Below are 13,999 nucleotides of genomic sequence, written 5' to 3' on the forward strand. Positions count from 1 at the left end.
ATGGAAACTGTAAAGCTTTCCCGCGCGGAATGGCTGGATAAGATCTTCGGCACGCCGGTGTTCGCCGTGCTGCTGGCCATCTTCTGCAATGTGCTGTGGGGCTCGGCGTTCCCGTTCATCAAGCTGGGCTACCGGCTGTTCTCCATTGAGACCAGCAACACCGCGTCCATTTTCTGCTTTGCCGGTGTGCGGTTCATGCTGGGCAGCTTTCTGGTCCTGCTGGGCAGTGTGCTGCTGCAAAGCCGGATCCCCCGCCTGCCCCGGGGCAAGGTCGCGGCAGAGTGCTGTGCGCTGGGCCTGTGGCAGACCACGTTTCAGTACGCCTTCTATTATATCGCTGTTGCCATGCTCACCGGTGCCTTTGGCGGCATCCTGAACAGCACCCAGAGCTTTCTGGGCGTTATCTTTGCCCACTTCATCTACGGCAACGCCGACCGCATGACCTCCGCCAAAACACTGGGCTGTGTCATCGGCTTTGCGGGCGTGCTCATCGGCACGCTGGGCAACCACGGCAGCGGCAGCGGCTGGGGCGTGTTCTGCATGATGACGGCCACCGTCATCTTTACCCTGTCCGGCCCGTGGAACAAATCCGTGACCAAAAAAGCAGACAGCTTTGCCGTCTGCTTCATCAACCTGTTCGTGGGCGGTCTGGCACTGTTTGTGCTGGGCGTGGTCATGGGCGGCAGTCTCCATGTGCAGAGCGCACTGGCGGTGGTGGTCATGCTGTATCTGGCCTTCATCTGCGGGGCAGGCTATGTGCTGTGGGCCCTGTTGATGAAGAACAACCCGGTCAGCCGCATTGCCATCTTTGGCTTTGTGAACCCGGTGGTCAACGTGCTGCTGAGCGCCGTGCTCAACGGCGAACCCCTGTTCCGCTGGCAGTATCTGGCGGCGCTGGTGTTCGTGTGTGTGGGCATCTGGCTGGTGAACAAGGCCCCCGCCAAAAAGGAGGGCAAATGACCGGCCCCATTTTTGACACCCACGCGCACTACAGTGCCCGCGCCTTTGACGCCGACCGCTATCCCCTGCTGGACAGCCTGCCCGGTAAAGGCGTGGTGGGCGTGTGTGAACAGGCCACCCACTCCGGGGATGCACCCCGGGTGCTGGAGCTGGCGCACCGCTACCCGTGGGTGGTGGCCGCCGTTGGCATCCATCCGGAAAGCCTGCTGCCCGCCGCCGACTGCGGCGAGGAAGGCCCGGCTCCTACGGTCTCGGTCTATGGCGGCAACTGGGCCGCCGAGATGCGTGCCCTGATGCCCTATTATGCCGACCCCAAGGTGGTGGCAGTGGGGGAGTGCGGGCTGGACTACCACTGGCCTGTGCCCAAGGACGCCCAGCTGGCCATGTTTGAGGCACACATCCGGCTGGCGCTGGAGCTGGACAAACCCATCATCGTGCACGACCGCAATGCGCACGCCGATGTTTACGCCCTGCTCAAAAAATACCAGCCCAAGGGCATCGTCCACTGCTATTCCGGCAGTGCCGACGACGCGGTGTGGCTGGCAAAACAGGGACTGTTCATCGGTTTTGGCGGGGCGTGCACCTTCAAGGGTGCCAAGCGGGCGGCAAAAGCCATCAGCGCCCTGCCGCTGGAAAGCATCGTGCTGGAGACCGACTGCCCCTACATGGCACCGGAGCCGGTGCGCGGCACCCGCTGTGACAGCTCCCTCATCCGCTATGTGGGCGAGTATATCGCCCAGCTGCGGGGCATCTCTGCCGAAGAGGTGTTCCGCACCACAGCCGAAAATGCCCGCCGGGTATACGGGCTGTGATCCGTTTTTTTGCAAGTTGCACAGTTTTTTCTCTGTGCTTCTGTATAAATCAACAATCAAAATCCAAACTGTTATAAGGAGAACCTACCATGAAAGCACGTATTCCTAAGCACCGCGAGTTCATCATCAACTTCCCCGACAGCATCGACCAGAACAAGGCCAACGAGGGCTGGGCAAAGCTGCAGCAGATCGTTGAGGACTACAAGAAGGCCCACAATGGCGCTTCTGTCTACGCCCCCACCTTCATCGAGGACTGCGAGGCCGAGGTGAAGAAGCTGCAGGAAGAGTACGGCTTCGAGTACACGGTCGAATACGTTCAGTAATTTCTGATATTCAAAATCCCCTCTGTGCATCTGCGCAGGGGGGATTTGCTGTTTCAGGGGGCCGCTTTTTCTCCTGCGGTGTGCTCCCGCAAAAATACAGCCCCGGCAGACTGCATGGTCTGTCGGGGCTGTGCTTTGCTGTTTGGGTCACTTTTCCACTTTACTCAGCAGGATGCGGTCATTGTCCAGATTCTTGCCGGCATTCTCGCGGAACTTTTCAAGCAGGCCGTCCACGGTCATCCGGCTGCGTTCCTCGCCCTTCACGTCAAAGACGATGCGGCCGGAATCCATCATCAGGGTGCGGTTGCCCAGCTCCAATGCCTGATGCATGTTGTGGGTGACCATCAGGCAGGTGATCTTCTTTTCGGCCACGATGCTCCTGGTCAGCTCCAGCACCTTTTCGGCGGTGGCGGGGTCCAGCGCTGCGGTGTGCTCGTCCAGCAGCAGCAGCTTGGGGGTGACCAGCGTTGCCATGAGCAGGGTCAGCGCCTGCCGCTGACCGCCGGAAAGCAGTCCCACCGGCTGCTTCATCCGATCCTCAAGGCCCATATCCAGCAGCGCCAGCTTTTCGCGGAACACTTCCTTGTCCTTGCGGGAGATGCGGGAGAAGATGGCGTGGGGCGCAGTGCCGGCACGCAGATAGGCCAGCGCAAGGTTTTCCTCAATGGTCATGTTGGGTGCGGTGCCCTTGAGCGGATCCTGAAACAGGTGGCCGATGACCTTGCTGCGCTGGTGCTCCGGCTCAAAGGTGATATCCTGTCCACCCAGCAGGATGCTGCCCTCATCCGCGATGAAGCCGCCGGTGATGGCGTTGAACAGGGTGGATTTGCCCGCGCCGTTGGAGCCCACGATGGTGGCAAAGTCCCCGGCTTCCATGTGCAGACTGACGCCGTTCAGGGCAACTTTTTCATTGACCGTGCCGGGGTTGAAGGTCTTGTGCAGATCGTTCAGCTGAAGCATTTCCATCTTACTTTCCCTCCTTGCCGGTGATCACGCGGCGGCAGGCCCCATGCTTGCGCTGCTCAAAGGCGATTTTTTCCTTGATGGCCGGCATCGAAATGGCGATGGCCACGATGATGGCAGACACCAGCTTCATGGCGGCGGCGGGCACATTGAAGCGCAGCGCCACAGCCACGATAAAGCGGTACAGGCAGCTGCCGAACACCACGCCGATGATGCGGCGCGGCATGGTGCGCTTGCCGAGCAATGTCTCGCCGATGATGAGGGAAGCCAGTGCGATGGTCACCATGCCGGTGCCCACATTGATATCGCAGCTCTTCTGATACTGCGCCAGCAGGCCGCCGGAGAGGGCGCACAATGCGCCGGAAACGCACAGGCCCACCGTGATGGTGAAGGCCGGGTTGATACTGGAAGCACGCACCATGGCAGCGTTGTCACCGGTGGCGCGGATGGACAGGCCCAGCCGGGTGCCGAGGAAGCCCAGCATCGTCGCGCCTGCAAGCACGATGATGACCAGCGCGATGGCCAGCTTATACCAGCCGCCAAGGAAGCTCAGCGGGCCTTTTGCCAGCGAGAAAACAGTGTCGGTCTTGACCAGCGACATGGTGGAGGAAAAGCCCATCACGGCCAGATTGATGGTGTAAAGGCCGGTGTTGACGATGATGCCTGCCATGATGCTCTCCACGCCAAGCCGGGTCTGCAAAAAGGCCGTGACAAAGCCGGAGCACACACCTGCCGCCATGGCTGCAACAAGTGCCAGAATGGGGTGGCCGGTCAAAGCCACCTGACAGGCTACCGCGCAGCCCAGTGTGAAGCAGCCGTCGGTGGACAGGTCTGCAATGTTCAGGATGGAATAGCTCAGGAACAGTGCCAGCGCCACAAGGGCATAGATACAGCCCAGTTCCAGCGCCGTCTGTAGGACGTTGAGCGAAAAGATACTCGCCAGCATGTGTGTGCTCCTTTTATATTTCTTTTTGAATGGACGATTTGAAATGGCCTCCGCTTGCGCTCTGGCCATAATTTAAGGAATCAGTTTTTTATTTCGGAATACCGGAGCGTCTGCGGACGCTCCGGTATTCCATTTTCACAAGTGGGGTCGTAAAGGGAAGCGGGCTCGACACTTTGCACTTGAATCGGAAACTTTCCCGCTATGCCAAGGGCTCTCCCTTTGAGGAAAGACTTCCCCCGGCCGGGACAGATTCTCCCCGCGCCGGGGAGAAATGTCACCACAGGTGACAAAGAGAGGAACAGATGTCGCGCAGCGACAAAAGGGGGAATCTGGCATCACGCAGCGATGGCTGAGAGGGCAAGGATGCTGACCTTGTGCAGCAGACCGCTTTCCTCAGAACCGCCAAAAGCTCCCCCTTTCGGGGGAGCTGGCAAAACCGTCAGGTTTTGACTGAGAGGGTTCTTTTTTAAGAGAAGTTCTCTGCCGTGGTCACTTCCACGATCTCGGTGCAGTAGGGCTTGAAGGCTTCCTTCACGGTGTCGAGGTCCAGACCCAGTGCTTCGCAGGTCTCGGTGTTGATGGTGACGATGCCGTTGTCAAAGGTCTGGTACGGCAGGTCTGCGGTGGTCTTGCCCTCGCACAGCAGCTCCGCCACCATATCGGCAGTGGCTTCGCCCAGCTGGACGTAATCCACGCCGTAGCCCACGAACGCACCGTTCAGTGCAAAGCTGTCAGCACCGGTGTAGTGCTGGACGCCTGCCTCGATGAAGGTCTCGTAGATGGACAGCTCTGCGGTCATCACGGTGTTGTCGGTGGGGGTGAACACGGCCTTGACGCCGGAAGCGATCAGGGCCTCGGCAGCCATCTGCACCTCGGCGGTGGTGGTGCCGTTCTTCTCAATGTACTTGATGCCGTTGGCGTCGCAGAAGGCCTTTGCGTCTGCAATGGCCTGGGTGGAGGCATCCTGACTCAGATCGTACAGCAGGCCGATGGTGTCAATGTCCGGGTTGACGGCAGTGATCAGCTTCATGATGGCCTCGGTGTTCAGTGCGTCGGAGGTGCCGGTGATGTTCTCCTCGCCGTCAAAGCCTGCAGCGGCGGGGTCGGTAACGGCAGAGTAGACAACGGGGATATCGGTATCCTCCACAGCAGCCAGCATGGTTGCGGCGGTGGGGGTAGCCACAGCCACGATCACATCCACGCCGTCACCTACGAGGTCGGCACCGATCTGGTTCAGGTTGGACTGGTCAGCCTGTGCATTTGCGTAGTAGTCGGCGTAGTCAAAGGTAACGCCCTTCTCAGCGCCCAGCTCATCCAGACGGCTCTCCACAGATTCCACGATCTGGTTCAGGGAAGCATGATCCACGTAGTTGACGATGCCCACCTTGAAAGTCTGACCGCCCTCGGCAGCGGAAGAAGCGGTGGAAGATGCAGTCACGGTGCTGGAAGCAGCGCCGCCGCAGCCGGTCAGCGCCAGTGCGGAAACGGCGGAAGCAGCCATAGCGGCCTTGAGGAAGCTGCGGCGGGAGATCATGGTAACGTTTTTCATAATAGTAAGCTCCTTTCCCGGAGCGGGCGGCCCATAAATTTTAAATAAAAAGACCCGCTCCCCTTGCGGGACGGGTCTTTGCAATAAAAAACGACCCTGTCCCTGTGTGTTCATCCACAAGGACAGGATCGGTAAAATTCGATTCTGCGGTGCCACCTTGCTTGCCCTGCTTTCCAGACGCAGAGCCTCTCACGGAGAGCCAACACTCCCCTGTCCTGTAACGGAGACTTCCGTCCAAAGCTACTAAGGCTTGCTGCCCGTTTGCCCGGCCCTCGGCGGCCCACGAAACTCTGCCCCGCTCTCGCCCGTTCTCACTGTCCGGGCTCACTGAAGATGCGCTGTGCAGGTTCTCTTCCGCCTCATCGGTTTGATTGCATTATACACTTTATCGGCATAAAGTCAAGAGGAAATTGCAAAAATTTCTTTTTTCTGCGGCACAAAGTCATTCTTCCCTGTGTCAGCTCCGCTTTGTGCGGCGTCTGCGCCAGACAAAGCAGGCCGTGTACACCAGCCACACCGCGATGCCGCCCAAGGTCAGCGGGCGGCTCAGCCGGATGCCGTCGGGCTGATAGACAAAATTGATGCTGTTTTCCCCTGCCGGGCACAGCACGGCCATCAGGCCCTCGTCCACCTGCAGGATGTCTGTTTCCTGCCCGTTGACATAGGCGGTAAAGCCGTCATCATAGGGCACCGAGAAGAACACAAGGTTCTCTTTTTCCAGCGTGATCTGCGCATGGAAGCCGGAATTGTTCATCTGGAACACGCTGGCGGCTGTGGCGCGGCGCTCGCGGCAGTCCTGCACGTAGGACTCATAGTACAGCTCCTCCCGTCTGCCCTCCGGCAGATGGGTGAGGTATTGGCCATAGACCGCAGCATCCTCATCCCGGAGCACCAGTGCGCGCATCAGGAGGTTTGCGCGCGTGGTCTTGGTGGTCTCCTCATACTCGCTCTCGGTAAGGTAGCAGTCGTAGGTAAAGCCCATGGGCACATAGTTCGTGTTGCGGTACACCGCGTAGCCGTCCTTTGTAAAGGCATGCTCCCAGCCCGCATCGGCTTCGTTCTCAAAGTCGTTCTGCTTTTCCGGCGTAGTGATGAGGTATTCCACGCTCAGCAGACCCCGCAGTGCATAGTTGGAAAGCTCCGGTTCGCTGCGCACATCCCGCTTGACCCCCAGCGCCGGGTAGAAGCTGAGGATGCTGGGCGCGGCGGTGCTGCCGAAATACTGCAGACAGCCCTTATCCAGCCACATGCCGATGTTATCGTGGATCTTGTAGGTGTCGATGCGGTAGTCGCCCTCGGGCAGGTCGTTTTTCAACAGCAGAGCATTCGTGTCCTGCTCCACAAGGTCGCTGTCGGTATACCACTGGCCGAACTTGCCAATGCCGATGTGCACCACGCTGAACAGAAAGGCAAATACCAGCACCGCCGCCGTCATGCGCTGGGCAAAGCGGCGGTCAGCCCGCCACTTCTGGCAGAGATAGCGGTACAGCAGCAAGCCCAGCAGTCCAAAGCCCAGCACCGCGCAGTACTGACCGGGGTTCTTGAGCACGCCGAGGGACCAGCTGCCCGTGTCGCTGTCCTTTACCGGTACCACCGCAAAGGCCACCGTGGCGATCATCAGCCAGCTGATGCCCCGGGCGGGGCTGTCCAGATCGGTGTTGTGATCCTCCATCGCATTGACGGTCATCGCGGCCAACACCAGCACCGGCATATAGTACCAGCGTGCATAGTAGCTGGAGTTGAGGGCATAGAACGCACTGTTCAGAATGGGGACCAGCGCGAACACCGCACAGGTGCCCACGATGCGCTTTTTGCTGTCGCCGTGCTTTGCCTGCCAGTAGGCCGCAGCACCGGCCAGGCTGCACAGCGGCAGATAGGCCGACATACTGGTCCACTTGATGACGCCCTCTGACCAGATGGAGGTGAGGTAGGGCGAATCCGGCGGCATGATCCAGCTGACCAGAATGGCAAGGTACTGCTGCACCTTGCTGTAGGTCAAAAAGCCCCATCCGGAGGAAAGGTCGATGGTGCGCGGGTTCTTCAAAATGGAGAGCACCGCAGGCACCAGCAGGATGCTGCCCATGGCAACGCCCAGAACACTTTCAAAGGCCAGCAGCCCGAACTTTTTTGCCGTCAGCCGGAAGTCTCCTGCGCTGAGCTTGCAGATAAAGTAGATGGCTAAAAACACCACCTGACCGATGAAGAAAAAGTAGTTATTGACAAGGTTCACCGCCACCCAGAATGCAAACCAGCTGCGGCGGTCATTGTAAAGGGCCTCGTCCAGCGACCACAGCAGGTACGGGAACAGCGCCACCACATCCACAAAGTGGTTGAAGAACACGTTGTACACCGTAAAGCCGGAGAAGGCATACAGCACCGCTCCCAGCACAGCGTAGTCGATGTTTTTGACGTAGCGGCGCAGATACAGATACGCACCGCCACCCGCCACGGCAAACTTGAGCACCAGAAGCGGCACCATCAGGTAGGGCAGCCACTTCTGCGGGAAGAGCAGCGAGAACCAGAAGAACGGCGAACCGTACAGGTAGAACGAGTAGGCGTTCATGACGCCGCTGCCAAGGTCGGTGGCCCACGAAAAGGTGTTGCGCACCGTGGTGAATGCACTGTCCGGATAGCCGGCACCCTTGACGAAGCCGTTCATATAGCGGTAAAAGCTGATCTGCTGGCTGTTGAAATCGCCGGCGTAGTGGAAAAAACCGCCGTCGATGAGATAGAACGGCAGAAAGAACAGCGCCGCCGTCAGAGCGCACAGGCCCACTGTCAGCCAGAATTTATCCTTTTTTTGTTCCAGCAGACGCGGCTGCCGGGCAGTATCAGACCATTCCATGGTTTCCTCTTTTCTCTGCCCCCTGCGGGGCAAAAAGCTCAAATTTTTACGGGAACGGCACCTCGCGCACGTCGTCCGGGTCCAGCCCGGCCTTGCGCTGCTCTTCAAACACGGCGTCGATCAGCTCATCCAGATCTTCCAGATGGGTCAGGGTGCAGCAATAGCGGCGCAGATTGGCCGCCCCCTTCAGCCCCTTCATATAGTGCATGGTCTGGGAGCGGGCCTGCGGCATGGCCACAAACTCGCCCTTCTGCTCCACCATCTCTTCCACCTGACGGCGCAGCGCATTCATGCGGGCCTGCAGGTTCGGCTCTTTGGGGGCAGGCAGGCCCTCGATGGCCGCATTCACCCGCTCGAAGAGCCACGGGTCGCCCAGTGCGCCCCGGGCGATCATCACGCCGTCGCAGCCGGTGGCCTGCATCATCCTCACCGCATCCTCTGCCGAATGGATGTCGCCGTTGCCCAGCACCGGCACCCTGACGGCATCCTTCACCCGGGCGATGATCTCCGGGTCGATGCCGGGGGCATACATCTGCTCCCGGGTACGGGCGTGCACCGCAATGAGGGCCGCACCGGCCTGCTCACAGGCCTTGGCACACTCCACGGCAGTGATGTGGTCGGCATCCCAGCCCTTGCGCATTTTGACGGTGACAGGCCGTTTTGTGTGGGCCACAACCTGCTCCACGATGCGCCCGCAGCGGTCCGGGTCCAGCATCAGCTTGCTGCCTGCGCCGCCGGAAACGATCTTGGGGGCCGGGCAACCCATATTGATATCCACAAAATCGAATTCGTACTGCTCCATGGCAGCGGTGGCTTCGCCCATGATCTCGGGCACTTCGCCAAAGATCTGCACGCCGTAGGGCGCGCCGTTGGGCTCGGCCTTCAGCATGCTGACCGTCTTGTGGTCGCCGTAAACAAGCGCCCGGCTGGACACCATTTCGCTCACCGTAAAGCCCGCACCGTGCTGGGCCATCAGGCGGCGGCAGGGTGCATCCGTAAAGCCTGCCATCGGGCCGAACACCGCCCGGTGGGGCAGGATGATATTGCCGATCTTCAAAGGTTCCATGGGTTCTCCTTGTATCTGTTTTGGGGTAAACGATTTTGAATGCGCTCCGCGTTGCTCTGCGCATGTTCAGAGGAAAGATTATTTTTATTTCGCGTTTGTCGCGCTCTGCGGAGCGCTCCAAACGCATTTTCACGGGAGGGAGCGTGACGGAAAGAGGCAGTTGCTTTCCATCCATACACCGTAAAAAGGGGCTGTTGCGCCAAATGCTGTGCAACAGCCCCCATGGTTTTATGTTACATCTTCTCGGGCACGTTGATCTTGAACATGGTCAGCACGTTGAAGATGACATTCTTGACGCCGATGCACAGGGCCAGACGTGCCTGCTGCACAGCGGGGTCTGCGCCCTGAATGCGGCAGTTGCCATAGAAGCGGTGGAAGGCACTGGCCAGATCAATGACAAAGCGGTTGATGCGGCTGGGGTCGTACTTTTCTGCCGCCATGACGATCTCCTGCGGGAAGGCTGCCAGCATCCGGATCAGATCCATCTCGGAAGGCTCGGTAAGCAGGGTGGCGTCCACCTTCTCGGCACCGGCAAACTGCACGCCTTCGCTCTCCATCTTTTTCAGGATGGAGCAGATGCGGGCATGGGCATACTGCACATAGTACACCGGGTTGTCGTTGTCGGTCTTGACGGCCTGATCCAGGTCAAAGTCGATGCCGCTGCCTGCATCGTGCATATTGAACAGGAAGCGTGCGCTGTCGATGGGCACCTCTTCCAGCAGGTCGGTCAGGGTGATGGCGTTGCCGGTGCGCTTGGACATCCGGACAGGCTGACCGTCCCGCATCAGGTTGACCATCTGCATCAGTACCACGTCCAGATCCTCGCCATGCAGGCCGATGGCGTCCATGGCACCCTTCATGCGGGCCACATGGCCATGATGGTCTGCGCCCCAGACGTCGATGGCCTTGGCAAAGCCACGGGTGGCCAGCTTGTTGTAGTGGTAGGCGATATCGGCGGCAAAGTAGGTGGGGATGCCGTTGGCACGGACCAGCACTTCGTCCTTGGCTTCCTCCTCGGTGCCGTCCTCGGTCTTTTTCTTGTTCACGGTGCCGTACTTGGCGGCGTACTGGGCGCTGCGGTACATGATGGCACCGTCCTCTGCCTTATAGCATGCGCCCAGCTCCAGCAGCTTATCCACCACGGCCATGACCGCGCCGGACTCGTGCAGAGTGCTCTCGTGGAACCACACATCGTAGTCGATGCGGTACTTGCCCAGATCACGCTTCAGGGCGGCAATGTTCTTGGGCAGGGCATAGGCCACCAGTGCGTCCTTCAGCTGGGCAAAGGCTTCGCTCTCGAACAGAGCCTCCTCGCTCAGCCCGGAGCAGGCGGCAACGTACTTGTCGCCGTTGATGTCGGCAAACTCACCGGCCAGCACCTTGATGTCGCCGCCCTGATAGCACTCGGCGGGCAGAGGGAAGGTCTCCTCGCCGCAATACTTCTGCAGGTAGCGCACTGCAAGACTCTTGCCGAACTTCTGGATCTGGTTGCCGGCATCGTTGATATAGAACTCGCGGGTCACATCGTAGCCGGACCAGTCCAGCACAGCAGCCAGACAGTCGCCCAGAGCGCCGCCGCGGGCATTGCCCATGTGCATGGGGCCGGTGGGGTTGGCGGAAACGAACTCCACGTTGTACTTGGCACCCTTGCCGTGGTCGGTGCGGCCATACTCCCTGTTGGCGCAGGCACCCAGCACCACGCCGGCCCAGAAGCTCTGGGACAGGAACAGGTTGATGAAGCCGGGGCCGGCCACTTCCACCTTGGCAAACACGCTGTTTTCCATGGAGGGCAGGTGCGCCAGCAGGGCGTCCGCGATCATCCGGGGGGCCTTGCGCCAGCTGCGGGCACCGGCCATGGCGATGTTGGAGGCGATGTCGCCGTTCTTCACGTCGGCGGGGATCTCCACGATGAAGGCGGGCAGATCGGCTTCCGGCAGAGCACCATCGGCCATAGCGGCCTTGGCGGCGGCAGTCAGCAGAGCGCGGGCCTCATCCAGCGCAGCCTGACGGGGGTTGTAGTTCTGGTAGGTCTTTTCAAATTCAGTCATTGGTCTGATTCCTTTCACAGTCTGGGGGAACTCTCAAATTCTCAGTTCACATGGGTCACGGTCACTTCCAGGCGGTTGCGGCTCACCAGTTCAGCGCTGTTGGCGTCCAGTAGATAGCCGAACTTTGCAGTGCCGCCCTTCTCGGTCAGGCTGCAGATGATCTCGTCAGCCGTCACGCCCAGCGTCATGGAGCCGTAGCCGGTCTCGTAATGGCAGAGGTTGCGCTTGCCCTTTTCGATGAGCAGCTGGGTACCGGCCCCGCTGCCCTTGCCAAAGCGCAGCATGGCCACCCGGCTTCCGTCGGCGGCGATCTTCAGGGTGGTGGTGCAGCCCTCGTAGCCGGTGGTCTCCGTTTCTTTATAGGTAATGTAGTAGCTGCCGCCCTTCTGCACGAACTGGCCCCGGGTCATCAGCTCCACAAACTCTTCCTTTTCTTCTTTCTCCGCAGGTTCTTCCACATGCTGCTCGATGCGGCTCTTGATGCGGATGATATAATCTTCCTTTAACGGTTTGCTCACATTGCTTTTCCTTATCAATATTTGTCAATGGCGATCTGTTCCACCGGGCCGCCCTTGTACTCGCCCAGAAACAGGTCTGCCGTCTGCACAAAGCTGTCCGGCACATCGCTGACATAGAAATGTGCCTGTCCCTCATGCTCCTGCGCCGCTTTCAGGCCGCGTTCCGAGAGCATCCGTTCCAGATGATGGGCGGCAGTCTTGGCGGGGTCCACCAGCGTCACCTTCCGTCCCATGAACTCACCGATCATGGTCTTGAGCAGCGGATAATGGGTGCAGCCCAGAATGAGGGTATCCACCCCGGCATCCCGCACCTCGGTCAGGTACTGCGCAATGACCAGCTTCGTCACCTGCTGCCGACTCTCCTCGCTGTGGTCCACATAACCGGCTTCCACCAGCGGAACGAACAGCGGACAGGCCCGGGCGGTGATCTCCACACCGGGCACCAGCTGGCGCAGCAGCTTTTCATAGCTGCGGGAGCGGATGGTCGCCGCCGTGCCAATGACGCCGATGCGGCGGTTGCGGGTGGAAAAGGCCGCTTCCCGGGCGGCGGCATCCACCACGCCCAGATACGGCACCGGCAGCCGGGCTGCCTCTGCAGCCGGGTAGGTGCTGGACACTGTGCCGCAGGCCGCCATGATGCATTTTACATCTTTCGAAAGCAGGAACGCAACATCCTGACGGGCGTACTGCAGGATGGTCTCCGGGCTGCGGCTTCCGTAGGGCACGCGGCCGGTATCACCAAAATAGATGATCTCCTCGTGGGGCAGACGCTTGCGCAGCTCCCGCACGCCGGTCAGCCCGCCCAGACCGCTGTCGAACACGCCGATGGGGCGATTATCCATGCTGCTTTTCCTTTCTTTCCAGAGCCAGTGCGATCAGCCGGTCGATGAGGGCCGGCACCGGCAGGCCCTCGTGCTCCATCAGCTTGGGATACATGCTGATGGACGTGAAGCCCGGGAAGGTGTTGATCTCGTTGATGAGCACCCGGCCGGTGCCGTGCTCCACAAAGAAGTCGCAGCGGGCCAGCCCCTCGCAGTTCAGGGCGGTGTAGGCCATGGCGGCGTAGGTCTTTACCTCGTCCAGCTTTGCCTCCGGCAGGTGGGCCGGGATGACGGTCTGGCTGACGCCGTTCTTGTACTTGTCATCATAGGTGTAGAACTCGGCACCGGCAAGGATCTCGCCGGGACGGGTCGCCACGGCAGGGTCGGAACCGATGACGGCGCACTCCACTTCCTGACCGTCCACAAAGGCTTCAAACACCACCTTGCGGTCGTTTTCCAGTGCAAGGTCGATGGCCTTCTTCAGTTCCTCGCGGCTGGACACCTTGGAGATGCCCACACTGGAACCGGCATTGGCGGGCTTGACGAACACCGGCCAGCCCAGCTTCTGCTCCACGCCGTCGCACACACCTTCCAGATCAGACTCGATCTCCCAGCGGTTCGCGGCCACCCACTTGGTATGGGGCACGCCGTTGGCCTCAAACAGAGCGTTGGCCACGGCTTTGTCCATGCACACTGCGCTTGCCAGCACGCCGCAGCCCACGTAAGGGATGCCGGCCAGCTCCAGCAGGCCCTGCACCGTGCCGTCCTCGCCCCACAGGCCATGGAGCACCGGGATGACCACATCCACATGCACCTTTTCCACATGGCCTTCCGGGGTGAACAGGATCATGCCATGGTCGGCGCGGTCCGGGCTGATGACGCAGGGCATATTGCCTGCCAGCTCTTCCCAGCTGCCATCGGCCATCTGGGCTGCAGTGGCCTCGGTGTACAGCCAGCGGCCCTCCTTGGTGATGCCCACGGCAAGCGTCTCATATTTTTCGCGATCAATGTTGTTGACGAAGTTGCCCACCGAAACGCGGCTGACCTCGTGCTCGCTGGACATACCGCCAAACAGCAGGACGACGCACATTTTTTCAGACTGCATGATATCTCTCTCCTATTTATAAAGCCCCATGAAGCAGGGCGGG

12 protein-coding genes are annotated in these 13,999 nt (G+C 60.1%); 3 read left to right on the forward strand and 9 right to left on the reverse strand.

Going from position 1 to position 13,999, the window contains the following annotated elements; genetic code table 11:
- The 3 genes from MTP37_RS10145 to MTP37_RS10155 all read left to right on the forward strand — a co-directional run bounded on the left by MTP37_RS10145 (position 1) and on the right by MTP37_RS10155 (position 2,095).
- Positions 1 to 960, forward strand: coding sequence for a DMT family transporter (locus tag MTP37_RS10145; protein WP_249237170.1), 960 nt, complete (start codon positions 1 to 3; stop codon positions 958 to 960).
- Complete coding sequence (locus MTP37_RS10150) at positions 957 to 1,772, forward strand: TatD family hydrolase (protein ID WP_249237171.1); 816 nt, start codon at positions 957 to 959, stop codon at positions 1,770 to 1,772. Before MTP37_RS10145 ends, MTP37_RS10150 begins: the two co-directional genes overlap by 4 nt.
- Positions 1,773 to 1,861: 89 nt before the next feature.
- Positions 1,862 to 2,095 (forward strand): hypothetical protein, encoded by a 234-nt coding sequence (locus MTP37_RS10155; RefSeq protein ID WP_005944505.1) that lies wholly within the window; start codon positions 1,862 to 1,864, stop codon positions 2,093 to 2,095.
- A gap of 147 nt (positions 2,096 to 2,242) precedes the next feature.
- Here MTP37_RS10155 and MTP37_RS10160 read toward each other — a convergent pair whose 3' ends face one another.
- The 9 genes from MTP37_RS10160 to MTP37_RS10200 form a co-directional block, all read right to left on the reverse strand.
- On the reverse strand, positions 2,243 to 3,055 hold the full coding sequence (locus tag MTP37_RS10160; RefSeq protein WP_316543652.1) for an ABC transporter ATP-binding protein: 813 nt from the start codon (positions 3,053 to 3,055) through the stop codon (positions 2,243 to 2,245).
- A gap of 7 nt (positions 3,056 to 3,062) precedes the next feature.
- Entirely contained in the window at positions 3,063 to 4,004 is a 942-nt protein-coding gene (locus MTP37_RS10165) for an ABC transporter permease (protein ID WP_249237173.1), read from the reverse strand.
- A 466-nt stretch (positions 4,005 to 4,470) separates the two neighbouring features.
- Positions 4,471 to 5,553, reverse strand: coding sequence for an ABC transporter substrate-binding protein (locus MTP37_RS10170; RefSeq protein WP_249237174.1), 1,083 nt, complete (start codon positions 5,551 to 5,553; stop codon positions 4,471 to 4,473).
- A 457-nt stretch (positions 5,554 to 6,010) separates the two neighbouring features.
- Entirely contained in the window at positions 6,011 to 8,398 is a 2,388-nt protein-coding gene (locus MTP37_RS10175) for a YfhO family protein (protein ID WP_249237175.1), read from the reverse strand.
- 46 nt (positions 8,399 to 8,444) lie between these two features.
- Positions 8,445 to 9,464: a tRNA dihydrouridine synthase DusB gene (dusB, locus tag MTP37_RS10180; RefSeq protein ID WP_249237176.1), complete on the reverse strand. Its 1,020-nt coding sequence runs from the start codon at positions 9,462 to 9,464 to the stop codon at positions 8,445 to 8,447.
- Between the two features lie 233 nt (positions 9,465 to 9,697).
- Positions 9,698 to 11,512 carry an arginine--tRNA ligase gene (gene argS / locus MTP37_RS10185; protein ID WP_249237177.1) on the reverse strand — a complete coding sequence of 605 codons (1,815 nt, stop codon included), beginning with the start codon at positions 11,510 to 11,512 and terminating at the stop codon, positions 9,698 to 9,700.
- Between the two features lie 41 nt (positions 11,513 to 11,553).
- Positions 11,554 to 12,030 (reverse strand): YwiB family protein, encoded by a 477-nt coding sequence (locus tag MTP37_RS10190; protein WP_249237178.1) that lies wholly within the window; start codon positions 12,028 to 12,030, stop codon positions 11,554 to 11,556.
- A 14-nt stretch (positions 12,031 to 12,044) separates the two neighbouring features.
- Complete coding sequence (murI, locus tag MTP37_RS10195; RefSeq protein ID WP_249237179.1) at positions 12,045 to 12,872, reverse strand: glutamate racemase; 828 nt, start codon at positions 12,870 to 12,872, stop codon at positions 12,045 to 12,047.
- Positions 12,865 to 13,956 carry a D-alanine--D-alanine ligase family protein gene (locus MTP37_RS10200; RefSeq protein WP_249237180.1) on the reverse strand — a complete coding sequence of 364 codons (1,092 nt, stop codon included), beginning with the start codon at positions 13,954 to 13,956 and terminating at the stop codon, positions 12,865 to 12,867. The genes murI and MTP37_RS10200 overlap by 8 nt, the downstream gene beginning before the upstream one ends.
- Between the last annotated feature and the right edge of the window lie 43 nt (positions 13,957 to 13,999).

This window comes from Faecalibacterium sp. HTF-F (assembly GCF_023347535.1).
In the GTDB taxonomy this organism is placed as follows: Bacteria; Bacillota; Clostridia; order Oscillospirales; family Ruminococcaceae; genus Faecalibacterium; species Faecalibacterium wellingii.